Raw genomic sequence first — 23,184 nt, forward strand, 5'->3', positions numbered from 1 at the left:
TTTAATTATAAGCCGATAAACCGCGTGGCCTTATGACTATCTAAGGGGCGAGAGAAAAAGTAACCTTGTCCGAAAATACATCCTAGTTCTCGAATAATTTCTATTTGTTCTTGAGTTTCCAATCCTTCAGCAACAATTTCCATATTTAAATTTTTACCTAATAATATAATTGTTTGAATTAAACTTGTATCGTTGGGATTTCGAGTCAGGTTTTGCAAAAAGGAACGATCAATTTTTAAAGTATCAATTGGCAAATCTTTGAGTAAACTTAATGAAGAGTAGCCAGTACAAAAATCATCGATACATATCCCAACACCAATAGCTTTTAACAATTCCAAGTTTAAACTTGTTGTTTTTAAGAGACAACTTTCAGTGATTTCTATATTTAAAGTGTTTTTCTTTATCCCAGTTTGTTGTAAAATTTCTGCAATTTTTTCAAATAAATTAACTTGTTGGAATTGAATGGGAGAAAAGTTAACGTTCATTTTCAAAGGCAAGTCAGGCAATTCCTCTTGCCAACGTCGTAACTGGTTGCAAGCTTCCCGTAAAATCCACCAACCTAAAGGATTAATTAATCCTGTTTCTTCAGCAACAGGGATAAATTGATCGGGTGAAATTATGCCTTTGGGATGATTCCAGCGGATTAAAGCTTCAAAACCTTTAATTTCTCCAGTAACGAGGGAAACAATAGGTTGATAGTACAAGCAAAATTCTTGTTGAGCGATCGCTTTTCGCAAGTCTTGTTCCAGTTCGAGGCGTGCGATCGCATCCGCTTGCATCTGCGGATCGAAAACCTGATAGTTACCACTTCCCTGCTTTTTGGCTCGATACATCGCAATATCCACATCTCTAAGGATATCCATCGGTTGTTGATAATCCATTGCACTAGAAGTTATGCCAATACTCGCTTCGACTATCGCTTCATAGTCATTAAACTTAAAGGGTAACTTGAACTGTTCTAATAGTTCTTGAGCAACTGCAATCCCTGTTTCTATTTCTACTAAAATCACAAATTCATCCCCACCCATGCGCGTTGCAGTTTGGGAAGATTTTAAACATCCTTGCATCCGCTTTGCTACGCACTTTAGTAGCTCATCTCCTGCTAAATGTCCCAGGCTATCATTAATAATTTTAAAGCGATCTAAGTCAATAAACAAAACAGAATAACTTGAATTTGCTGCAATTAGCTCCTGCAATCGCTTAATCAACCAGTCTCGATTTGGCAAACCTGTTAAGGAGTCATAAAAGGCATTATGCTCTAATTGAGCTTGACTTCTGTACAAGTCTTGCAGCGTTTGAGAAAGTTCTGCTGTTCGTTCCTTGACTCTGATTTCTAATTCTTGATTTAGCTGTTTTAAGTCTGCACGAGCCTTAGTATGTTCACCAATTTCTTGCAATAAATGCTGATTTTTAACTTCAATAGTTTTAGTTAAATCTCGCAGTTCTAAATGAGTTTTAATTCTCGCTAAAACCTCTTCTTTTTGAAAAGGTTTAATAATATAATCTACTGCTCCTAAAGATAAACCTCTGACAACATTATCTGTTTCCGAAAGAGCCGTAATAAAAATTACAGGAATTTTACTCCATAGGGGGTTTAGTTTCAAGCGTTCATAAGTTTCAAATCCGTTTATTCCGGGCATCATTATATCTAATAAAATTAGGTCGGGAATCACATAATTTATTTTTTGAATAGCACTTTCTCCATCTTGAGCGACCAAAACCTCAAAACTAGCTTCACTGAGGAAATCCGCTAAGATTCCTAAATTAGCAGGGACATCATCCACTACCAAAATTGTATTTGAGTAAGAATTTAAATTTTTCATAAATTTATTTCCTTGTATTGAGTGAGCATTTCCAAAATTTTTTTCTCTTGAAACTCTTTAGCTAACTGCCGCAATTTTAACGCAAATGACATATATTTTGGATCGGTTTCTTCAAGAGTTTCTGTCTGTTTTATAATCTCTTTCAAATTACCTCGCAACGCTAAATTAAACAGTTTATCTAATGCTTCTGGAGGAGGAGGAACAATTTTATCGTAATTGGGTTTCCTGCCTGAAGGCATCAATGATACAGCTTCATAAATCCACTCTATTTGTAAATGAAGTTCTAACTTTTCTAAAAGTTCTTCAGCTTGAACTGGTTTGGCTAAAAAATCAACAGCTCCAGCTTGTAAGCTTTGATTTTGGTCTGTTTCAAAAACACTCGCCGAAGAAACAATTATTTTAATATCTTTTAATTCTAAGCTTGTTTTCCAGTATTCCATCAATTGAAATCCATCCATTTCTGGCATAACTAAATCTGTAATCACTAAATCTGGTTTAGCCTGAATGGCTATGTTCAATCCTTGTTTACCGTTAGTCGCTTCTATTACTTCAAATCCTAGAGGAGTCAGTAAATTAACAATGACCGAGCGATTTTCCCAACGATCGTCAATCACGAGAATTTTTTGGGGATTTCCTTTAAATCCAATAATTTTACCTTTGTCAGTTTGAGAACTTTTATTAACCCATTCTGTAGCTTCTAATAATTCTAAATCAAACCCAAAAATACTGCCCATTTGTAATTGACTGGTGACTTGAATGGTACTACCCATTAATTGAATAATTTTTTGAGTGATTGCCAGTCCTAATCCCGTTCCTTCTGCTTGATTTTTGCGAGATCCAACTTGTTCAAAAGGTAAAAATATTTTGGCCATTTCTTCGGGTTTAATTCCGACTCCTGTATCTTTAACACTGAAGCGAATTTTACAGCAAGTTTGATGGGAAAAATTAATAGTCTTTTCAATTACACTGACACTAAAACTTATGTCTCCTATTTTTGTAAATTTGATGGCGTTACCAATAAGGTTAATTAATGCTTGTCGCAAGCGCTTTTCGTCGGCATGAATGGCAATGGGTAAATCGGGATCGGGTTGGTAGCTAAATTTGAGACTTTTTTGTTCAGCGCGAATGCGACAAATTTCGGCAACGGCCTGCAGAAAAGCGGGAAAATGAAATTCTGTGGGGTAGAGTTCCATTTTTTGAGCTTCTATTTTAGACAAATCGAGAATATCGTTAATTAAAGTTAGCAGGTGAGAACCGCACTGGTAGATAATTTCAACGCTATTTTGTTCGTGTTCTCCTAGTTTGACAGAACGTTTGAGGATTTGGGCATAGCCTAAGATACCGTTGAGTGGGGTTCGCAGTTCGTGACTCATGTTAGCCAGAAATTCGCTTTTGGCGCGGTTGGCATTTTCTGCGGCTTCTTTGGCGGCATAAATTTCTTGTTCGGCACGTTTGTATTCGGTAATGTCTTCTACTGTACCTTCGTAGTAGAGAATATTGCCATTTTCATCACAAATAGCGCGAGCATTTTCTGAAATCCAAATAATACTACCGTCGCGGCGATAAACTTGAGATTCAAAGTCGGCAACACTGCCGCAATCGCCTATAATTTTTACGAATTCTTCTCGGCGGTTGGGATCGATATAAAGTTGTTGGTTAAGATTGGTTAATTTGCCAATTAATTCATCAGGAGAATTGTAACCATAAATTTCAGCCAAGGCTGGATTAGCGCTAAGATATTCGCCGGCTGGTGTAATTTGAAAAATTCCGTGAATTGAATTTTTAAAAATACTGCGATATTTGGCTTCAGCAGCTTGCAATTCTTTTTCAAATTGTTGGCGCTTTTTGCGGTTGCTGACCAAAGCCATAAAAATGTAAGTAACTACCGCTAACACTAGCAGTGCAAACCCGAGGATTTGATATTTTCTACCAACTAACTGATTCAGTCGCTGTTCCAATAAACGATCTAAAAGTGGAAAAGCTGTATCGTAAAGTTTTAATTGGGACTCTAGGGCAGTTTTGGCTGCCGCTGTATATACGAATGGCTTTAAGTTGATGTTATTGGCATTAATGATATCTTTGTCGAGTAAGTCAATAAATCTTTTGATATTCTTGAAATTTTCGCGCACGCTAGTGGATAGCTGCCGCTGAATTTGAGGATTAGCATTAGCAGAAATTTGCAAGCCTCTTTCGACTGCTTGTATAGGCGGTGCAATTAAACTCCTAATAATCAAAAGTTTGGCTCGATCGCTGTCTGCAATTTTTTGTTTAGCGTGTTGAGCGGCGATATTTGCACCGATATCTTTAGCTTGAGCCGTATTCTCTATCGTTAATGGTAGCTGCGTGACAACGGTATCCATTAAATAATAACTGTCTAAAGATGGGTCGAGAATGAGATTAGAAACATCTCCGATGTGTGCAATTAAATCGAGGATATCGTTAACAACAGTTGTATGTGCTTGCCAGCTTTGGGTAGGAGATAAGTTTAATTTTTGCTTTTTTAATCGCTGCCAGTTGCCATTAATGGAAGTTTTGAGCGCTAGGCATTGCGGGCTAGTTTTAAATTGGGGCGATAGCTGTTTTTCCACGGCATTGAGGTTTTGGATTGCCGTCTCGATCTTTTCTGTTGCCGTGGCGATCGCAGGGGCTAAAGACTTGTCCCCATTTAAATATTGATTAACTTGCGTGCGGTGTTCAATAACAGCGACAAGCAAATTTTTCAACGGATAGTTATAAGCCAAGCCGACTTTTTCTTCTTGAGCAAATTCAATTTTAATATCAATCTCAGCAATTAATTGATAAACTACCAGAGCAAAAGGAAATATAAAAATCAACAACAATGCCATTAAATTTATGGGTTCGGTGAGGCGCTGGTGTAAGGGCTTGTTCATAATCTAATAAGTAATAGATAATAATTTATTTTTAAAGAGCTATTAAAATGATTGTCAATCTGCGCTCTAACCTCATGGTAGAATTTGACAATTTCCTTAGTAGCTGTTTGTCCATTATGTAAAGAGACATACCCCGTTATTCCTACACCCACAAAAATATTTAGGATAAAAGGCCGAACCAAGATCATGCCTAACGGAATTTTTGGAGTTGCCGTCATTCAGTAACTGATTGAGACTTTTTTATAATTTGCCCAGCAGGTACCTGACTAATATCAATATTACGCTGTCTTTTGCTGAATATTTATTCTAGTTGAAAGAACATACTAATTAATGTCATCTTTATTACAGTACATAAAAATTCATGTAATGTAACAGACTCTAGTCCTATAACTATTCAATCCTCTTCTCTACGGAAGACTCCTACCTTTGGTAAATATTTTATTTTTATAGACCATAGAGTAATACATTTTTTAACAATTTATATATAGAATTGTTGCTAAATCTCAGAAAAGACCTCTCTCCAGCATCTTAACTTCTAGAACTTACGCATTGACAAAATGTTTATATTTTGTATAAGTCTCCTTAGAGGCGATCGCTATTTCCAGAGCAGACAGAATTCAGTAAAATTACTCAAGTTGCCATTGGGAGCAGAAACATTAGACATCTCCCCAAAAGCTGAATCACCTACTGGGATACAATTGTGCAGAATATGCACAGCCAGTTGACTTCACCTCGATTTGACGACAGTATCAGGATGAGAAGCAATTCTAGTTAAAAGCTAGTCCAGAAATAGCGCTTAGTTTAGTCGTTTTTTTGATAATGATGAGGGAGAGTCTACATCATCAAACGATCGGTAAAGCTATTGAGTAGAGGATTGATATTGCTGGGGCGATCGCCCTTCCTTCGCTCGCATTCAAACAAACTTAGCTACAATGAGCTATACTGTGCTCGGCGACTCCCCAAATCGAACAATTTGCCGTGGTTTATGTCTAACTCCTCCCTCCTCACCCCTGGTTCGACTCTCGAAAAACGCTACCGCATCCTCCGCGAATTGGGCCGAGGTGGCTTCGGCCGCACTTATCTCGCCGAAGACATCAACCGCTACAACGAACATTGCGTACTCAAAGAGTTTTCTCCGGTGGTTCACAGCCCGAAAGCTGCCGAATTGTTCGATCGCGAAGCGAGTATGCTTTACAACCTCCAACACCCGCAAATTCCCCGCTTTCGAGAACTCCTGCGAACGGATTTGGGCGGGAATCCATCTTTATTTTTAGTCCAAGATTATATCAAAGGTCAAACCTACGAAGAAATATTGATATCGCGTCAGCAGCAAGGTAAAAATTTTACCGAAGCCGAAGTTACTCAACTGCTATTTCAGCTTTTACCCGTTTTAGAATACATCCACTCGAAAAATTTAATTCACCGCGATATTTCCCCGGATAATATTATTCAGCATGATGCTGACAAACTACCCTTTTTAATTGATTTCGGTTCAGTCAAACAAATCGCAGCCAATGCCGTACTTCAGTTTAACGGACAATCGGATACGGCGATCGGCAAACAGGGTTATTCGCCAGCCGAACAAATGCGACTGGGTAAAGTTTCTGCCGCTAGCGATTTGTATGCTTTAGCCGTGACGGCTTTGGTACTGCTAAGCGGCAAAAAGCCTCAAAAATTGTACGATATCAATAATAAAACTTGGGATTGGCGATCGCACGTCAGTGTCAGCCCTAATTTAGCCACGGTATTGGATCGGATGTTAGCAGAACAACCGGGCGATCGCTACCAATCCGCAAAAGAAGTCCGCGAAGCACTCAAAGATCCAAAACTCTCTCAAATTGGCAGTATAATTTCCCAAATGGTGACAATGAACTTTGTCGGCCGCCCTTTCAAAAACACCACTCAAACTGCTACCAGTAATCATACTCCTGTTCACCAAAATCCTCAAATTGTTAACAACAACAGCACATTCAAGTTAATTCCTTGGAAAACCCTAGGGAGTTTAAGTGTGCTTTTGGTGCCAGGAATTTTAGCTTTTAGTGTAGTCAAATCGGGTTTCACGTTGCCAAAGTTGCCGGATTTACCTAAATTTACTTCGCGCCAGCAACCTCCCGATACATCCTTAGAGGAAGCCGAAATAATTCGTCAAGAAAAGATTGGTAAACGGCGCAAAAATCTCAACATTAATCAAGATATATTCTATCAAAAAGTGGATGAATTATATTACAATAAATATCCCGAATTCCAAGGTCGTACCTTGACAGAAAAGCCAGAAGATGCTGAAATTAGGCGGAAATGGTATGAAGTTGCTGAGGATTTACTGGACAAGTTGGAGAAAGGAGGAGAGTTATGAAATTTAAGATAGAATCAGAGTGATTTAACCGCAGAGGGCGCAGAGGGCGCAGAGGGAAGATGAAGAGGGCAAAGGGCAAAAAAAGAGAGGGAAGAGAAAGAGAACTTTATCTGGTTTAATACAAATTGGTATAGAACAACGCACTTTTAGTTTATTGCAAAATGGATTCTATTCAACTTACAGGAATTCGCTGCTACGGATATACGGGCTATCTGCCGGAAGAGCAAGTTTTGGGCCAGTGGTTTGAAGTGGATGTTACTCTCTGGCTGGATTTATCGGAAGCTGGAAAAAGTGATGATATTCAACATACTCTTGATTACCGCAGCGCAATTACTCTGATTCAAAAGCTAGTCCAAGAGTCGAAATTTTTATTAATCGAACGCCTAGCAGATACTATTGTTCAAGCGCTTTTACAACTACCGTTAGTCGAGAAAGTTAAACTACAACTCTCGAAACCTGCTGCCCCCATCCCTGATTTCGGGGGTAGAATTACTCTAGAAATTACTAGAAGTCATTAGTCCTTAGTCCTTAGTCCTTAGTCCTTAGTCCTTAGTCATCAGTCTTTAATCTGCATTAGTTTGTCGCTAATGACTGATGACTGATGACTGATGACTATTAATTAATTACCACTTCAGCAAGTTAAATTCTTCCATGTCTACGGTATTGCGGTTGCGATAAATCGCCAAAACAATTGCCAAACCTACGGCAGCCTCAGCCGCCGCTACCGTAACTACAAACACGGTAAATACTTGGCCCTTAATTTGTACCGGGTCGAGATAATTGGAGAAACCCATCAAATTGAGATTGACAGCATTCAGCATCAACTCGATCGACATCAACACGCGCACTGCATTTCTGCTGGTAATCAAACCGTAAATACCAATACAGAAAAGTGCGGCGGCTAATAACAGGAAATACTGGAGTTGCAGTTGCATAAATTTTTTGAGTCTTTCTCAATCAACATTACTACAAGACAGAGAGATAGGTGCAGTGAACACCCTACTATAGCGTGTCTAAATCATTCATACAGTAGGGGTAGTGTTCCGTACCTACCTCCGAACTGGGCAACCACGGGGAAATTGCCCCTACCTTAATTGTACGAATCATTTAGACTCACTACTTTTACTTAGATTCTGGCGAAGACACATCTCCGGCAGAAACTAATTCGCGAGGTCTTTCCGGCAAACTCAAAGCGGGTGTTTCGGATAGCTTCTTTGACAGTTCATCCGGGAAGAAATCGCGGCGCGCCAAGACAATTGCCCCTACCATTGCCATCAACAAAAACACTGATGCTAACTCGAAAGGCAGCAAAAAGTCGGTGAAGAAATGTTTGGCGATTGTAACGATCGAACTTTCGGCCGGTGCTCCTGTCGTCGCGACAATAGCCCAAGGAGTAGACACCACCATCGTACCCAACAGTGCAAACAAGCCTACGCAAACTACTGCTGTTGCTATTTGACGCACCCAAGCGTTGGGAATAGTGCGGAAATCTTCGCGCTTGTTCACCAACATAATCGCAAACAAAATCAAGACGTTAACAGCGCCAACATAAATCAATACCTGCGCTGCTGCTACAAAGTCGGCATTCAGCAACAGGTACAAGCCGGCAATGCTGGTAAATACGCCGCACAGCAAAAAAGCTGAGTAAACGATATTTGAGAACAGCACTACTCCTAGTGCTCCTGCAATCATCATTACGGACAGTATGCCAAACGAAACAATTTGAACCCCTTCGGCTAGATTCACAATTTTTTATCCTCTGTTAATTGGGCATTGGGCATTGGGCATTGGGCATTGGGCATTGGGCATTGGGCATTGGGCATTGGGCATGGGAAATTTGTTATTTGTTATTAGAAAAACTACTAACAAGTAATCATTAACCATTAACCACTAACTACTAACTATGCCTCATGCCCCATGCCCCATGCCCCATGCCCCCTTACCTACTTTTCGATAATTTCCTCTGGACGCAGACCGGCGCGGCGATCGGTGTAGGAAACTTCATGGGGGTCGATCGCACCTTTCGGCAAATAAGCGAATTCGCGCATCGGTGTCACCATCGGGTCATCTGTAACCTTGTAGGGCAAACGTCCCAGCGCCACGTTGTCATAATTCAATTCATGACGTTCGTAGGTGGCTAACTCATACTCTTCTGTCATCGACAAACAATTAGTCGGACAATATTCTACGCAGTTGCCGCAGAAGATACACACTCCGAAATCGATACTGTAGTGCTTGAGTTGCTTCTTCTTAGTTTCTTTGTTAAATTCCCAATCCACTACAGGTAAGTTGATCGGACACACCCGAACGCAAACTTCGCAGGAGATGCACTTGTCAAATTCAAAGTGAATTCTGCCCCGAAAACGTTCGGAAGGAATTAATTTTTCGTAAGGATACTGCACCGTAATCGGTCGGCGTCTCATGTGGTCAAAGGTAACAGATAGCCCTTGACCGATATACTTAGCAGCTTGAAGAGTCTCTTTGGCGTATTCGCCTACTTGATTGAGGAATTTTAGCATGGTGTTCTCTCTCTGTACTTGAGTTTTTGGTAAGTGCTAATTGATAATAGGTAATTGGTTAACAGCTATTTTTGTTGAGCTGTTGCCCTTTACCTATTATTAATTAACCGCCAAAAGCAAAGGGAAAGGCAAGTTTCAAAGCTGCGGTCAATAGCAAATTAACTAGAGCAACAGGAAGTAAAAACTTCCATCCCAAATTTAGCAATTGGTCGATCCGAACTCGCGGCAGAGTCCAGCGGAGCAGAACTGCCAGAAACAGGAAAAAGTACGCTTTCAGCATGGTCATTGTAATGCCCAGCAAGCCGGTAATTACCTGCAACCAAGGAGTCGTTTCGCTCAATCCCAGGGCATTTGTCAGGACTCCGACAGGAATCGGACACTCCCAGCCGCCGAGGTACAAAACTGCTACTAGCAGGCAAGAAAGGACGAGGTTAACGTAGGAAGCGATATAGTACAAGGCAAATTTCATGCCTGTATACTCAGTCTGATATCCTGCTACCAATTCTTCTTCTGCTTCCGGGAGGTCAAAGGGCAACCGTTCGCATTCTGCTAGTGCTGCGATCCAGAAAATCAGGAAACCTGCTGGTTGCCGCCAGATATTCCAGCCGAGAATGCCGTAGTCGGCTTGCTGCTGTACGATGTCGATCGTACTGAGGCTATTGGACATCATTACAACTGCCAATACTGCCAAAGCAAGGGGAATTTCGTAGCTGAGGGATTGAGCGGCGGCTCTGAGTCCTCCGAGGAGGGCGTATTTGTTGTTTGAAGCATAGCCGGACATCAGCAAGCCGATCGGCTGAATGCTAGACAGAGCAATCCACAGAAATATTGCTGTCCCCATATCGGCGATCAGCATATGCTCTCCGAAGGGCACGATTAAGTAAGACAGAAAAACTGGAATCACCACAATTACCGGGCCCAGCGTGAACAGCAGCGCGTCAGCTTTGGCCGGTACAATGTCTTCTTTGAATACCAACTTCAGACCGTCAGCAACGGGTGCTAGCACTCCCAGAGGGCCGATGAATTCCGGGCCTACCCGCTGTTGAGCGGCGGCGGAAATTTTCCGTTCCAGCCAGACGCTAGTGAGTACCCCGAAAACGGCAGCGACAATCATCAGCAACATTGGCAGCGGTAGCCAAAGCACTTGGGCGATGTCCGCCGGTAAGCCCAAATTCATCAGGGCTTCTACAAAACTTCCTTGTAAGTCAATTCCTGGGTTCATTTTTCCAGCTTTTGAGCGCTCAGCATATAATTTTTCACCCGTCCTTTGTAGGAGTAGGCTTAGAAATCGGGGTCTTTGTAAAGATTTTTAATGCTTTACCGCCTAATAGTATATCGCCCGACCGGCTCCAAGAACGCACACACAGGGTGAAGTTCTAATTATATGAGCCTGCAGCGTAGCTAATGGGTGGGTAATTTATGGTTGACTGTTGACGGTTGACTGTTGACGGTTGACTGTTGATTGGTCGATCGATTTTGAGTCAGCAATCACTCTGGACTTACGCACTCTCCTGTCTCAAACATCGATCTCCCCTAGCCCCATGAATAAGAGGGGGAAACAATATCTGTAGGGGCAAACCCCCCGTGGTTGCCCCGATGCCTAAAACGGCCATTCGATCGTCGGTGGGGGTAGGCACTCTTAGCACTACCCCTACAAAACCATGATTTTCCTGAGAATGAAACCGCCCTGGGATTTAGGGGTATCTAGACTCAGCTATAAGCGAGATATAGCCCAAACAAAAGGGCTCAGATTTAACTCTGAGCCCTTTTAATACTGTAAAGTGGCTTTCAAATGGCTTAAACCATTGATTTTACGTCACTTTTTTTATGGAACTGGGCAGAATCGAACTGCCGTCCAAAGCGGGTATTTACCTTCCGATCGTTCACAGGTTTATCCCCTCTAATCCTCGGGGCGGGAACCATCTTTATCCCAAATGGGGGGATTTTCTAGTGATTGCTTTCCTAGCTAGCCGACTAGAAACGTTTAGCTAGGGCATCCGTTGGGGGTTGTTCTGCTGCCGTTAACGGAGTTAGGTTGCAGACGCTCTAAACTGGGCTTAAGAAGTTTTTAGGCTACAGCAACAGTTTTGTTTACACGAGCGAAAGGAACGATGTTGTTCGCATTTACTTTTTTGTTTGAGCCGATATTAACGAGAGTAGACTCCCTCTCGACCTGCATCACGGAGCAGCTTTCGCCACCCTGTCGAAACCATTACAGCCCCTCGTGTGTTCTCTTATTATAGACAATATTTCGTGTTGCGTCAAGTCAAGCGATTTTTTTGGGATTTTAGATTTTCGATTTTGGCACAAAGCTGAGTCGGGAATATTTACATCTTGCACCATTTTTTTGAACAGGCAAGATGCCTGTTCCACAAGAGTTGAGTTTTCCTGTGGGGTGGGCATCTTGCCCGCCCTTTCAAGGTTTATTGACAAGGGTGCATGATTTCAGCGCTGCCAAGTTTAATGCAAGTTCTCGTCCCAGACGCCGATGTAAATCCGATCGCGCTCGTTGCGTTCGATCATCCCTTCGAGGGAACCCTTCCTAAACGTAAACCGATTACTCCGGCGCTGCTGTACGTCGCGCAAGCCCTGCAAAATCTCCCTGCTGGCGCCGCCCACCATCCCGTTTAAGGCGGTTCGCACCACCAAATCGTCCACCGACTGGGCAAAAGAACCCTCTGTTTGTACTAGCTCGCTTGAATCGCGATCGTAAATGTAGCCGAGAGTAATCCGATTTGGCAATATTTCATAAAGTGCGGTGCGAGTATTTGGCCAATAGCCCCGCGCTTGAGAGTCAGTCGGTTCTCCCAATTCGGCTAAAATCTGACTTTCCGCCGTACCCACCGCATACCCAGGGATTGTGGGAGTCTTCTGATAACTGGTTCCCGGTTGTTCGCTGGGTGCGGGCGATCGATCTGGCGGCAACTCTTTGTCAACAAGTTTTTCTGTTGGTGTGGGTTCGACAGCTTCGGGAGTTGGCGCTGGTGTTGGAGTTGGGGCTGGTGTTGGAGTTTCAGCAGCGGGCGCTGGAGTTTCAGCAGGCGCTGGATTTTCAGCATTGGGCGGCGGAGTTTCAGCAGCCTGCGGAGTTTCTCTGGGAGTCGGCGAGAAAGGCGTTTGTGTCGGCGCGGGAATTGGTGCGGGGTTTGAGCGCGCGTCTGGATCTGCAGGGGTCGAAGTGCGATCGTCCTGGGCCACAGGTGCGGGTTCCGAAGACGGCCGGTTGAAGAAAACCCTAGCAATACCGACCAAACCTGCAACAATAAGTGCGATCGTCACGAACCCCAAAATCCACCAAACCTTGCGGTTGTTGTCCCCAGAAGACACCACAGCAGGCGCTGTTCTGGAACCCGCCGGCGACTGAGGCCCGTGTCCCGGAATCACCGCCACCGTCGGCCCGGTGCTCGGCGACGCAGCACCATGAGGCTGCCCGTGCAGCAGCGACAGCCACTCATCCACGGTAGCAGGGCGATTTTGAGCTTCTACCGTCATCCCCCGCATCACCGCTTGGCTGACAGCCGCACTTAGCTGAGGCTGCAAATCGCGGGGTGAAGGCATTGGCTGACTGGTACGCAAAATTGCAGCCACTGGCACTTGTGCTGTCAGTAAAGTGTAAAGCGTCGCCGCCATACCGTAAACATCTGTGGCGGGCGTATATTTTCCTTGGGCGAAATACTGTTCAGGGGGCGCGTAGCCGTCGGACACCATATTAGTGTGACTTTGGGTTGCACCGGGAGTAAACTCGCGAGCAATGCCAAAATCGATCAGCACAACTTCTTGGGTGTTTTGGCGTAGCAGAATGTTTTGCGGCTTGATATCTCGGTGCAGCAAACCCTTTTGATGAACAACTTTTAAAGCAGCGCCAATTTGAGTTATGTAGAGAATAGCGAGTTCTTCTGGCAGCGGCCGATTTGGGAATACGACATCGCCCAAATTCTGACCGGCTATGTAGTCCATCACCATGTAAGGCTGCCCGTCTTCGACAAAGAAATCGCTGACGCGGACAATATTCGGATGAACGCAGGAAGCCAACCGCCTCGCTTCGTCTTGAAACTTGCGATCGAACTCAGCAAAATTGGGTTGCTGCCGCAGAGATTCGTTGAGGGTTTTAATGACTACAGGCTGTCCTAAATAGCGGTGATTTGCCCTGAAAGTTATTCCAAAGCCGCCTCTTCCCAATTCTTGTTCGAGGGTGTACTTTCCACCCTGTAAAGTTTTGCCGATTAGCGCATCCATAGGTTCAGGCGATCGCGTACCAGATAATATGGCTGATTATGGCACGTATGGTGGGCTAAGTTACCAGTCTAAAGGGCGATCGATCTACCCCTGTATTAGTTAACCTGTTAGAAACACTACTCATAATGCGTCCACATCCGCAAAATTCTTACCGTATTCTCGGACTCAATCACCTCGTACACCAGACGATGCTGAATGTTGATTCGCCGTGAATATGCACCTTCCAAATCTCCCACCAATTTCTCATAGGGTGGCGGATTCTGAAACGGATTGGTTTGAATGATGTCGAGTAACTCTTGCGCTTTGTCTCGTAAATTGCTAGAAGCGAGCTTTTTGGCATCTTTCTGTGCCTGTTTGGTATATACCAGATTCCAATTCACCACTCCAACTCCCTAGCGCACTCCTCGATCGGCGTTGCCATTCCTTCCAGAATCGATTCCCGCATCCCTGGCACTGAGAGAAGATACAGTGTTTCTTGCACCGATGCCGAGTCAGCTTCAGAAAATAACACTGCATTGCTACTCTGTCCTGCAATAACAATGGGTTGATCCGCAATCTTAGTCATTGTCATGAATACAAGAACAACAACAGGCATGATGTAGACTGCTGCTGTACCTATTACTGGGGCGATTGCTGCTGAAACAGAACTCACAAGAGTTTTTTGTAGTACCTCTGACGAAGAAACTAGCTGTTTGTGTTTATCAGCGTATTTTTCATCGCCGCTTAAGAATTTTTCAATTTCATCCCGGACTTTTTCAATAAATAGATTTCTCGCTTGTTCGGCTCCAAATGGGAATGTGTTCTCTGGCATTGCATTCAGCCACTGTTTTGCTGCCTCTTCGTAAGAGTTAGTGGAATCCACTAGCTCCTTGATCCTTATTTGTTGGTATTTAGGCAGCGTTGTGAGCCACTCTTCCTTATCAACCTGAAATAATTGTTCTAATTTATTTTCCATATCTACAACATTTCCCTAACGTACTCAACAGAGACCGCATGAGTAGTCTGATGGAGGGTATGCGGATCTACTCCACCCAATGAAATACCACCTCCACCACCCGGAGCATATGACCCAATCAGGATAGCAACAAGCACTGTAGTTTGTGCAGAGAATATAGGGCTTCCAGATTGACCTGGGCGAGCCTGAGTGTTCAGGACGACATGCTTCGTTTTGACTATTCCATTTTTAATTAAGATTCTGGCACCTATCTCAGTTCGTTGATGAGTGAGTACCAATCTTCCATGATCTGCGTGAGGATAACCAAAAATATCAACAACACTGCCAAAATTTAGAAGATCTGTACTACCCATCGATATATTAGAGAACCAATCAATATCAGCCGACAAAATACACAAATCTGTGAAAGGATCAATAGCTTCAATGCGAACCGGTATCATCTGAACTCGATCATCAGAAGTATCTTGATAGTCATTGATGCTCGAATTATCAGGTTTTACAACCACGACTAGATTCTGCTCATCTTTATTAGTAACATGGGCAGCCGTAACAAACTTTCCAGGACTATTTAGTAGAGTTGCTGTACCAAGCAGCGATACCCCATTTGCTCCTGTTCGTCCGACCGCAAATACTATGTTTGCGAGAGATGAGTATGACATTTGACTTCTTACGATTAAAGTATGAACTTGCCATATAAGTATTAATTATACCACACCAGCAGTATAATAACACTCTCATTGATAGATCATACCGCACTTTCGCCAAAGTTATGTTTCTAAGTTAAGTAAATCGTACCGCAACTTCAACATCATACCTGATCCGAGTATCAATTGCCGCAGCAATAGCTCGCTCTTTCTCGAACCGCCTGTCTCGTCGGATCGCTAATTGACATCTTGAGCCGCCATCATTGCATTGATGTGGGTAAAGATACGATCTAATTCCCCAATGGCGTCGAGTTCCGCTACCTCTTCTGCCATTAGTTGATCTGCCTTTTTTTTCTCTAACAATTGTTCCCTGCGCTGTTGGAGCGATTCACTAAATTTTAACAACTTCCACCGCTCGACTTTTTTAATGCAAATCTCATGGATTAACGAGGAGGGTTTGTTGAGAATTGAAACCATTGTAGGCTCCGAGCTTCGGGTTTTAGGTAGTGACTAGATTATAGCTTTTATTCAATCGGGCAGATTTAATGCTCCAACCGAGAACCTTCAAATTACCCCCAAAACCAGTGGCTTAAACAGCCAAACGGCGTTACGGTTCAAGTCGGATGATATTCATCCCTGCTTATTTGCCATCGCCATATCTTGCCTTCTTCAGGATAGTCCACCTCTGCAATGAACTTCATTCCCACTTTTTGCAACACCCTATTCGAGGCATTTTTTTCAGCTAAAGTGTGGGCGATGACTGCTTTAACCTCCTCGTGAGCGAAAGCATAATCGATCATTCCCTGTGCCGCCTCAGTTGCAAATCCGCGATTCCAATATTCGGAAGCAATTTCATAACCTATCTCTATAGTTCCCGACTCATCAGGTGAGCCTTTGAAACCTCCATTGCCGACAAGCACTTCATTTTTTGGATGAATAAAGAAGTAATTGCCCCAGTCAGTTGGAGGCGGATTGGATTCGCAAGATTCGTCAGCAGGGAGGGAAAATGCTTCCGGGAAATGAGGCCAGCTATTAGGCACTACGACATTTAAAATTGCTGCAAGCTCGCTTTTATTCCGCAATAAAGCTTCTATGTGAATCCTTTCGACGGCAAGTAGTTGAAGATTGTTAGTTTTAATCATTTTTCTACCTTCTTTAACAAGTATGAGATCGCACTGTAGGCACTATCGAAATGCTGTTCTCGGAACCCTGGCGAGTTGGTAAGCCCCCCGACTGTCCAACAATTGATATTGATTTGGCTGCAATCCTAATTGCACAAATTTCTCTGGATATCCCAGCAACAAAATAGAGGGAGAAGTTGGGTTTTTAGATTCCTTAATGTAGTCGATCGCCTTTGTGACAGCTCGGTAGTAAGTCACCGGCCCTTGGGTATAAAAAACCAGACTTGGTTTCCAGAAACCAACCATAATAAACTCTTCCCCCGGCAGTTTTTGTTGAACGGCAACCTGCGCTAACTGTCTCAGAGGTAACTGGCGGTTGATATCGACCACTTTGTAGGCGGGAGTAAGACCAAAGATGATAAATGCTACTAAGCCGATGAGGTTAGCAACCAAAATCCAGCGCTGTTGCCGCTGCCAAAGTAAAAGTGCGATCGCCAGCGCTGTAGTTATCCAAATCGCACCGCCGACAATCAGCAATCCCGACTGCTGAATTGCTTGGGGAAAATTGGGCATAGCCGGGTCGTCTCCGAGCCAGTTGTAGCAGTAGAAAGTTGCTCCCGCTATAATTAATAAAAATACGACATTGAAAATGTATGTAACTAACAGCCCTCGCGGTAAAGAATTCGGTTTTTTTTCTAACTTTATCCGCCTGTTTTCGGGTTCATTGCCTGCAATAATATCGCTCCACAGCAGCGTTACTAAAATCGCAGCGGCGGGGATTAAAGGCAATACATAACTCGGCAATTTGGTCACGGCGATCGTAAAAAAGCCAAAGATGCAGCCGAACCAAAATAGGGCAAATAAACTCAACTGAGCCGATCGCGGTTGACGACGCCAGTAACTGCGCTGCCAAAAACGGGTGCGGGCGATCGCCACCGGCAAATAAATCGACCAAGGTGCAAAACCCACTAGCACTACAAAAAAGTAAAAATACCAAGGCGCCGAGTGCTTGTTGACTACTCCAGTAAAACGCTGGAAATTGTGATAGCCGAAAAAGCTGTCAATATAAGTTTGACCGTTGTCTAAAATAACCAAAATGTACCAAGGCAGGGCGATCGCCAGAATAATCAAGATTCCCGATACCGGACGCATTTCGCGCCAAAGTTGCCGAAAATTTCCCAAATAAAGCCCGAAGCTGCCAACAATCAGCGCTGGCACTACAATTCCCACAGGCCCTTTAGCCAGAATTGCTAAGGCAATTAGTACGTAAAAAGTCAGATACCACTTATTGGGAAATCGGGAAGCGGAAACCGGGGAAAATTCTGCTTTTTCTCTCTGTTCTTCTAGAGTGTAACCGAGAAAAAATGCGAGTAGTGCCGAACACATACAACTAACTAATAGCATATCGGAAACGCCAGTCCGTCCCCAGGCAATAGTTTGGGGATTTAAAGCTATTAGGGCAGCACCAATCCAAGGAGTAGAAAGAAAAATAGGAATACTAGGAGAGGGGGAGAGTGGGGGAGTGGGAGAGTGAGGGAGTGAGGGAGGAAAGACAGTTACATTCATCCGTGTATCCGTGTCCGAATCCGTGTCGTGCCCTTCTTCCTCCTTTCTTCTTCCTTCTTCCTCCTTCCTTCTTCCTTCTTCCTTCTTCCTTCTTCCTTCTTCCTTCCATAAGGTATAAAATCCGAGGCAAGTCAGACCGATCGCACACAAAGCCGACGGAAGACGCACGGCCCATTCGTTAACGCCCAGCGTGCGGTAAGCCACCGCCATCAGCCAGTAAATCAACGGCGGCTTGTCAAACCTGGTTTCGCCGTTGAAATAAGGAGTGATCCAATCCCCTGTCAGCGTCATTTGACGTGCAGCTTCGGCAAATAACGGTTCCGTTTCGTCAACTAAACCAATGTTACCGAGATTCCACAAGAAACCTACCCAAGCGATCGCGAACAGCCATAAAATCGATAGCAGCAAAGGTGCGATCGGGCGATTCCTAAACTTTGACAAACTTTTAATAACTTCCTTCACCCAAACTTCCTGCGATTTTAGATTTAAAATTGTAACTCGCATAGAGAGTCTACCGAAAGATTCGCATTCTCGAAACTAGGCAGTCGATCGCATCCGGTTAAACTCAGATGTTACACCATTCTCAACAAGGCTTTGATGGGCGGGCTCTCCTGCCCAACCCCTACTCCCCACAAGAAAATTCACTCTTTGTGGAACAGGCCGGAAAGCCTGTTGCTGACAATGGTGCAAGATATCAGTTAAACTCAGATGTTGCACCATTCTCAACAAGCATTTCATGGGCGGGATCTCCGGCCCAACCCTACTCCCCACAAGAAAACTCACTCTCTGTGGAACAGGCATCTTGCCTGTTCGGGCTCTCCTGCCCAACCCCTACTCCCCACAAGAAAATTCACTCTTTGTGGAACAGGCATCTTGCCTGTTCTTGAGAAGGATGCTGCTATCTGAGGTTAACTCCCATAGCGGAACCCTTCTCAACAAGACCGGATCAATCGGCTTTCTCGACCAAAATCTCCGCACCTGCAGCTAAGCGTTCACGGCTGCAAAATTAATTGCCATTCTCCGGCTGTGCTGTTCCAAGCCGGCGAGGGTGTCTCCCCGGCGACGAAAGGCCCCCAGTAGCGGCGAGAACCATCCTGAGCAAAAACCACCAGAATGTCTCCCCGTTTGACTTGTAACTTGCCCTCCGGCAGCGATAGCATCAGTCCCTTGCCGCCGCCTTCCCCCGGCGCAAAATCCCAGTGCGCGGGTTTGCCGTAGGATTCCTTGGCTTGCCGTTTAGACAGCAGGGCCACTCGCACTGGGTGTTCGCTGCGGTTGCTGACGCGCAAACGGCCGGAGGCTTTAGCATCTACAGGGATTGAGGAAAGCAATTCCTCCTCTGACTCTGGGGGAGTTGGTGTTGAGTCGGGTTTGGGCTCGCTGGCGGTGTCTGCAGAAGCTGTCGCGACTGGGGAAACGGGGGGTATTGGGGGGAGTGCGGTGGCTTGTGAGGGCCAATCGCTGGACTGATGGGAACCGTTGGAGATAGTGATTTCAAAACGTCCTAGAAACATTCCTGTAATTAGGACGATCGACACTCCAATTACGATCTGGTAAATTTTAAGATTCATAGATTTTAGGCTTAAAGGATAGACTGCACCCGGAATGAGTCTTAACTATTTTTAATGTAAAACCAGGGTCTGCTGTGCCACAAGATACAGTTACACTTAATTACTTGAGCGTTCTCGGCTATAAGTCGCCGATCGCTCAATACCATCTTAGATGTTAAATTTGAGATTTTAGAGGGCGACATACTGACTCCGGTAAGGATTTGGAGTTGGTCGGGAGGGGCATTTGTTGACTTATCGGTATAGCTTTTAATAGCAGTTGAAAAAAAGAGTGCCACTCTATGCCCGTACTCCCAACCCCAATATTCATCAGTAATTCCGCATCTCAAATCTCAAATCTCAAATCTCAAATGGTATAACTTTTATGCAGAATACCCGAATTAACAGATTGATTGATGTTCTGGGCGATCGCTTCCGAGGGTGGCTGAGCAATCCTTGGCGGCGGATTTCGCTCCTGCTAATTAGTCTGCTATTCGGCACTTTTTTGGGAACAGCTATTTCGACGATCGCAGGACAATCTGCGGATTGGGATATTATCGCCGCCGGGCTGTTGGTGTTGTTGACGGAGTTCGTTAGCTGGCTGGTTTACGGTGGCCCGCGGCCTGTAGCCCGTTCTTTTTGGGTGGATATGCTCAATGCTCTGAAAATTGGCGTGACTTACAATTTATTTGTGGAGGCTTTCAAACTAGGCTCTTAAAAACTTTTTGAATCGGCGCGGGCTTAGGATGAAATATTTGTCAGTTGCGGATAATATTTGTACAAAACCCGCCCCCGTATAGAGAGTTTTTAGGATATGGATCGATCGACTGTAACCCCTGTTGAAATTTTACGTCGATGGCAAGCCGGCGATCGCCCGATCGCTCCCGACTTCCATCACCTGGCTTTTTGGGAACTTGCGGATGATGTGCGCTCCTCTTCGAGGGCTTCGCTAACGCGCGCTTTTGGGATTACTCCCGACAATGTAGCCGATGTTGTCCGCTGCAAAACCGATTTATTCTTTTCTCTTCTTGACGAACTGCATACTTTCCCGATAAAGTCAACTGTTTTCCTCGAAACTTTGTGGAATCTTTGGCTGCCGCTGGCAATGCAATTATCGACTGCCAAACAAAGTTTAAACCGTCCTTTAATTCAAGGAATTTTAGGAGGGCAAGGAACGGGAAAAACTACTTTATGCCAAGTTTTGAGGCTGATTCTGGGAAAATTGGGATATTCTACTGTCAGCCTTTCTTTAGACGATCTTTATAAGACTTATGCCGATCGCCAACAACTCCAAAAAGCAGACCCGCGTTTAATTTGGCGCGGCCCCCCCGGCACTCACGATATTGACTTGGGAATAGCAGTTTTAGACAAGTTGCGCGGTTCTCAAACTCGCGAATTAGCAGCAGTTGACAATCCCAAATCTGATGCCCTCAAACCGAATATAATTAATCAAAATATAGAAATTCCTAGGTTTGACAAATCTGCCTATGGAGGTGCAGGAGATAGAAGTCAACCCGAAATTATTTCCGGTGCGGATATTGTACTTTTTGAAGGTTGGTTTGTCGGTGTGAATCCGGTGGTTGATGCCAAATTAAACGAGTTTTTGGCGGGTGCACCGTTTCCAATTTCCACAGAGGGCGACTGTCAGTTTGCGCGCGATATGAATGCGAAGCTGCACGACTATCTGCCGCTGTGGAACCGATTAGATCGGTTGATGGTTTTGTATCCCCAAGATTATCGCATTTCTCAAGTGTGGCGCAATCAGGCGGAACGGGAAATGATGGCGACGGGGAAGTCGGGAATGTCAGAGGCCGAAATTAATCGGTTTGTCGAATATTTCTGGAAAGCGCTGCATCCCGAGTTATTTATTAAGTCGATGGTTGAGGAGGGCGATCGCGTGGATTTGGTAATTGAAGTTTTGGGCGATCGCACTGTCGGCAAAATCTGTCGGGCGATCGACTTAAAATTAAGCGATTAGGGAGACTTAAAATTAACGCTTTAAGGACACAACAAGGTTGTGTCCCTACTGTATTGCAGCTTATCGTGCACTCACTTGCAGGACTTATGCAAAAAAAAGTGGTTTGACGCGCGAATTAGAGGGGTAAGGCGCGCCATAAGCACTCTAGAATACAGAGGTTCTCCGTCGAGGATAGAGAATTTCTAAATTAACTGCCGGGAGTACCAAGATCGATCGCTTTCTGCATCACATCGTCGGTAACTTCGCCCGGTGTACCTGTGGGCTTAATTTCCTTAGCCATCGAACGAAAATCAGCGGGAGTGCCGCTTTTATCTGCCGGCGTTGCGATATCTTTAGCAGCGGGAATAGGAAACTTAGGTGCAGTTGCAGCGGCGGCAGCTTGAGCGCCGGCACCCGTGCGATCGATGTCACTAACGCTGAATTCTTTTGAAGCTTCGTAGTCTGCTGATACATCAACTGTCGGCAACTTTTGTTCTCCAGCTTCCGCGCTTTCAGTGATCTGCTGAGCGTCAAAGCTTTCAGTGTTATTTGGTTCTGTATTGATTTGAGACATAGCCGACTCCTTTCTAGTTTTATTTAACAATTTACTGTATTTATTGTGATTCTATTTCGTTGCTTTTTCATCTACCCGTAGATGTATCGCGGGCTTCTATCTCAAGGCTGATTTATTCTAATGTGGCTGGTCAACATTACACGAGTTTCCTAAACTAATCCAACTATATGCAAGCTTCAAACCCATACATCATCTGTCATTCCAGATTGTTTCATCTAAAATCTCAAATTTAAAATCTAAAATCGTATTACCTCTTGGGGATGGTGACGGGCACTTACAAATCTTGATATTTATATATTCTGAAAGCATTTTTAAGGAACTTTGTTTATGAACTCACCAGCCGCGACCAATCCTCACTCTCTCTCCAACGACACTCAAAACATCGTTCAGACAATCAACGGGTTGGGTACAGATGAAAAGCTGGCGCTGCTCTACTTTGTTTATGAAAAAATGGGAGATTCAATTACACCAGCAGCTCCCGCCGCTGCCGAACCAGAATTAGCTCCCATGTTGCTGGATGATTTTTACAAGCTTTCCCATGACGAACAACTGAATATAATGCGAGGAATTGTCAACCGCGACGACACGCCGTATTCTCACGCTTATGGAGCTTTAACTGCTAACAATCAGTTGGTGGTTTGGTATGCTTGGGCTATTGGTATGGGAGAAACAATTGTCGATATCCCCGAAGGATATGAGGCAACTGAGGCTGTCAATGGCGTGTTGGGTCAAATTGAAGGTCTTGATTTTGAACAGCAAATTTCGGTGCTGCGCGACGTAGCTAATAATATGGGCTACACCGATGTTAAACCAATTGCTACTCAGGCCCAAGTAGGGAAAACTTCTAGTCTTTAGATAAGAGTCGGCTGTTGCAACCTATCCGACACAAACTCTCCTCCTAGCAGAGAGGGAGTCAAGAATAAAGGAATTACCCAAAACCTCTATATGTAGGGTGCGTCTCGGCGCACCCTACCGCTATAATTAGTAGGTAAAACCTT

Annotated in this window: 20 protein-coding genes and 1 other RNA gene; 5 read left to right on the plus strand and 16 right to left on the minus strand. The window is 44.2% G+C overall.

All coding sequences use genetic code 11. The features are described 5' to 3' along the window. Positions 1 to 5: 5 nt before the first annotated feature. The gene (locus QUA83_RS16045) at positions 6 to 1,823 is read right to left on the minus strand and encodes an EAL domain-containing protein (RefSeq protein ID WP_333294199.1); all 1,818 of its coding nucleotides are present in this window, start codon (positions 1,821 to 1,823) and stop codon (positions 6 to 8) included. Then, positions 1,820 to 4,714, minus strand: a complete 2,895-nt coding sequence (locus QUA83_RS16050; protein WP_333294201.1) for an ATP-binding protein — start codon at positions 4,712 to 4,714, stop codon at positions 1,820 to 1,822. Before QUA83_RS16050 ends, QUA83_RS16045 begins: the two co-directional genes overlap by 4 nt. A 985-nt stretch (positions 4,715 to 5,699) precedes the next feature. Here QUA83_RS16050 and QUA83_RS16055 point away from each other — a divergent pair. Continuing rightward, positions 5,700 to 7,067 (plus strand): serine/threonine-protein kinase, encoded by a 1,368-nt coding sequence (locus QUA83_RS16055; RefSeq protein ID WP_333294204.1) that lies wholly within the window; start codon positions 5,700 to 5,702, stop codon positions 7,065 to 7,067. A 161-nt stretch (positions 7,068 to 7,228) separates the two neighbouring features. After that, positions 7,229 to 7,585 (plus strand): dihydroneopterin aldolase, encoded by a 357-nt coding sequence (gene folB / locus QUA83_RS16060; RefSeq protein WP_333294205.1) that lies wholly within the window; start codon positions 7,229 to 7,231, stop codon positions 7,583 to 7,585. 105 nt (positions 7,586 to 7,690) lie between these two features. On the opposite strand, the gene nuoK is transcribed toward folB, so the two are convergent. The 13 genes from nuoK to QUA83_RS16125 all read right to left on the minus strand — a co-directional run bounded on the left by nuoK (position 7,691) and on the right by QUA83_RS16125 (position 19,679). Beyond that, entirely contained in the window at positions 7,691 to 7,996 is a 306-nt protein-coding gene (nuoK, locus tag QUA83_RS16065) for an NADH-quinone oxidoreductase subunit NuoK (RefSeq protein ID WP_228042566.1), read from the minus strand. A 193-nt stretch (positions 7,997 to 8,189) separates the two neighbouring features. Beyond that, entirely contained in the window at positions 8,190 to 8,813 is a 624-nt protein-coding gene (locus QUA83_RS16070) for an NADH-quinone oxidoreductase subunit J (RefSeq protein ID WP_333042048.1), read from the minus strand. Positions 8,814 to 9,010: 197 nt separating this feature from the next. After that, complete coding sequence (gene ndhI / locus QUA83_RS16075) at positions 9,011 to 9,586, minus strand: NAD(P)H-quinone oxidoreductase subunit I (protein WP_333294208.1); 576 nt, start codon at positions 9,584 to 9,586, stop codon at positions 9,011 to 9,013. A 103-nt stretch (positions 9,587 to 9,689) separates the two neighbouring features. Next, positions 9,690 to 10,808 (minus strand): NADH-quinone oxidoreductase subunit NuoH, encoded by a 1,119-nt coding sequence (nuoH, locus tag QUA83_RS16080; protein ID WP_333294211.1) that lies wholly within the window; start codon positions 10,806 to 10,808, stop codon positions 9,690 to 9,692. 603 nt (positions 10,809 to 11,411) lie between these two features. Further along, positions 11,412 to 11,808, minus strand: a transfer-messenger RNA (tmRNA) gene (ssrA, locus tag QUA83_RS16085). A gap of 238 nt (positions 11,809 to 12,046) precedes the next feature. Continuing rightward, the gene (locus QUA83_RS16090; protein WP_333294213.1) at positions 12,047 to 13,822 is read right to left on the minus strand and encodes a protein kinase domain-containing protein; all 1,776 of its coding nucleotides are present in this window, start codon (positions 13,820 to 13,822) and stop codon (positions 12,047 to 12,049) included. Between the two features lie 116 nt (positions 13,823 to 13,938). Then, positions 13,939 to 14,205, minus strand: a complete 267-nt coding sequence (locus tag QUA83_RS16095; protein WP_333153449.1) for a Txe/YoeB family addiction module toxin — start codon at positions 14,203 to 14,205, stop codon at positions 13,939 to 13,941. Continuing rightward, positions 14,199 to 14,777, minus strand: a complete 579-nt coding sequence (locus tag QUA83_RS16100) for a type II toxin-antitoxin system Phd/YefM family antitoxin (protein ID WP_228050324.1) — start codon at positions 14,775 to 14,777, stop codon at positions 14,199 to 14,201. Before QUA83_RS16100 ends, QUA83_RS16095 begins: the two co-directional genes overlap by 7 nt. A 2-nt stretch (positions 14,778 to 14,779) precedes the next feature. After that, positions 14,780 to 15,436, minus strand: coding sequence for a serine protease (locus tag QUA83_RS16105; protein WP_333153450.1), 657 nt, complete (start codon positions 15,434 to 15,436; stop codon positions 14,780 to 14,782). 222 nt (positions 15,437 to 15,658) lie between these two features. Beyond that, complete coding sequence (locus tag QUA83_RS16110; RefSeq protein WP_333153451.1) at positions 15,659 to 15,898, minus strand: hypothetical protein; 240 nt, start codon at positions 15,896 to 15,898, stop codon at positions 15,659 to 15,661. Between the two features lie 137 nt (positions 15,899 to 16,035). After that, positions 16,036 to 16,563, minus strand: coding sequence for a GNAT family N-acetyltransferase (locus tag QUA83_RS16115; RefSeq protein WP_333294218.1), 528 nt, complete (start codon positions 16,561 to 16,563; stop codon positions 16,036 to 16,038). A gap of 42 nt (positions 16,564 to 16,605) precedes the next feature. After that, positions 16,606 to 18,612 (minus strand): glycosyltransferase family 39 protein, encoded by a 2,007-nt coding sequence (locus tag QUA83_RS16120; protein ID WP_333294220.1) that lies wholly within the window; start codon positions 18,610 to 18,612, stop codon positions 16,606 to 16,608. Positions 18,613 to 19,100: 488 nt separating this feature from the next. After that, positions 19,101 to 19,679, minus strand: coding sequence for a hypothetical protein (locus QUA83_RS16125; protein ID WP_333294223.1), 579 nt, complete (start codon positions 19,677 to 19,679; stop codon positions 19,101 to 19,103). A gap of 361 nt (positions 19,680 to 20,040) precedes the next feature. On the opposite strand from QUA83_RS16125, the gene QUA83_RS16130 reads away from it, so the two are divergent. Both QUA83_RS16130 and QUA83_RS16135 read left to right on the plus strand, forming a co-directional pair. Then, a complete protein-coding gene (locus QUA83_RS16130) occupies positions 20,041 to 20,373 on the plus strand; it encodes a DUF565 domain-containing protein (protein WP_333294226.1) in 333 nt (110 codons plus the stop codon). A gap of 96 nt (positions 20,374 to 20,469) precedes the next feature. Continuing rightward, positions 20,470 to 21,633 carry a glycerate kinase gene (locus QUA83_RS16135; protein WP_333294227.1) on the plus strand — a complete coding sequence of 388 codons (1,164 nt, stop codon included), beginning with the start codon at positions 20,470 to 20,472 and terminating at the stop codon, positions 21,631 to 21,633. Between the two features lie 187 nt (positions 21,634 to 21,820). Here QUA83_RS16135 and QUA83_RS16140 read toward each other — a convergent pair whose 3' ends face one another. Beyond that, complete coding sequence (locus QUA83_RS16140) at positions 21,821 to 22,186, minus strand: hypothetical protein (protein ID WP_333294229.1); 366 nt, start codon at positions 22,184 to 22,186, stop codon at positions 21,821 to 21,823. A gap of 327 nt (positions 22,187 to 22,513) precedes the next feature. Here QUA83_RS16140 and QUA83_RS16145 point away from each other — a divergent pair, with 327 nt between their 5' ends. After that, positions 22,514 to 23,041 (plus strand): orange carotenoid protein N-terminal domain-containing protein, encoded by a 528-nt coding sequence (locus QUA83_RS16145; RefSeq protein WP_333294231.1) that lies wholly within the window; start codon positions 22,514 to 22,516, stop codon positions 23,039 to 23,041. The last annotated feature ends 143 nt before the right edge of the window (positions 23,042 to 23,184 follow it).

The organism is Microcoleus sp. K1-B1, from assembly GCF_036704705.1.
In the GTDB taxonomy this organism is placed as follows: Bacteria; Cyanobacteriota; Cyanobacteriia; order Cyanobacteriales; family Microcoleaceae; genus Microcoleus.

Bases quoted from the DNA above. Each gene is read 5' to 3' on its own strand.
- QUA83_RS16045 (WP_333294199.1), bottom strand. From the start codon at position 1,823: ATGAAAAATTTAAATTCTTACTCAAATACAATTTTGGTAGTGGATGAT.
- QUA83_RS16050 (WP_333294201.1), bottom strand. From the start codon at position 4,714: ATGAACAAGCCCTTACACCAGCGCCTCACCGAACCCATAAATTTAATG.
- QUA83_RS16055 (WP_333294204.1), top strand. From the start codon at position 5,700: ATGTCTAACTCCTCCCTCCTCACCCCTGGTTCGACTCTCGAAAAACGC.
- folB (WP_333294205.1), top strand. From the start codon at position 7,229: ATGGATTCTATTCAACTTACAGGAATTCGCTGCTACGGATATACGGGC.
- ndhI (WP_333294208.1), bottom strand. From the start codon at position 9,586: ATGCTAAAATTCCTCAATCAAGTAGGCGAATACGCCAAAGAGACTCTT.
- nuoH (WP_333294211.1), bottom strand. From the start codon at position 10,808: ATGAACCCAGGAATTGACTTACAAGGAAGTTTTGTAGAAGCCCTGATG.
- QUA83_RS16090 (WP_333294213.1), bottom strand. From the start codon at position 13,822: ATGGATGCGCTAATCGGCAAAACTTTACAGGGTGGAAAGTACACCCTC.
- QUA83_RS16100 (WP_228050324.1), bottom strand. From the start codon at position 14,777: ATGGAAAATAAATTAGAACAATTATTTCAGGTTGATAAGGAAGAGTGG.
- QUA83_RS16105 (WP_333153450.1), bottom strand. From the start codon at position 15,436: ATGTCATACTCATCTCTCGCAAACATAGTATTTGCGGTCGGACGAACA.
- QUA83_RS16110 (WP_333153451.1), bottom strand. From the start codon at position 15,898: ATGGTTTCAATTCTCAACAAACCCTCCTCGTTAATCCATGAGATTTGC.
- QUA83_RS16115 (WP_333294218.1), bottom strand. From the start codon at position 16,563: ATGATTAAAACTAACAATCTTCAACTACTTGCCGTCGAAAGGATTCAC.
- QUA83_RS16120 (WP_333294220.1), bottom strand. From the start codon at position 18,612: ATGCGAGTTACAATTTTAAATCTAAAATCGCAGGAAGTTTGGGTGAAG.
- QUA83_RS16125 (WP_333294223.1), bottom strand. From the start codon at position 19,679: ATGAATCTTAAAATTTACCAGATCGTAATTGGAGTGTCGATCGTCCTA.
- QUA83_RS16130 (WP_333294226.1), top strand. From the start codon at position 20,041: ATGCAGAATACCCGAATTAACAGATTGATTGATGTTCTGGGCGATCGC.
- QUA83_RS16135 (WP_333294227.1), top strand. From the start codon at position 20,470: ATGGATCGATCGACTGTAACCCCTGTTGAAATTTTACGTCGATGGCAA.
- QUA83_RS16140 (WP_333294229.1), bottom strand. From the start codon at position 22,186: ATGTCTCAAATCAATACAGAACCAAATAACACTGAAAGCTTTGACGCT.
- QUA83_RS16145 (WP_333294231.1), top strand. From the start codon at position 22,514: ATGAACTCACCAGCCGCGACCAATCCTCACTCTCTCTCCAACGACACT.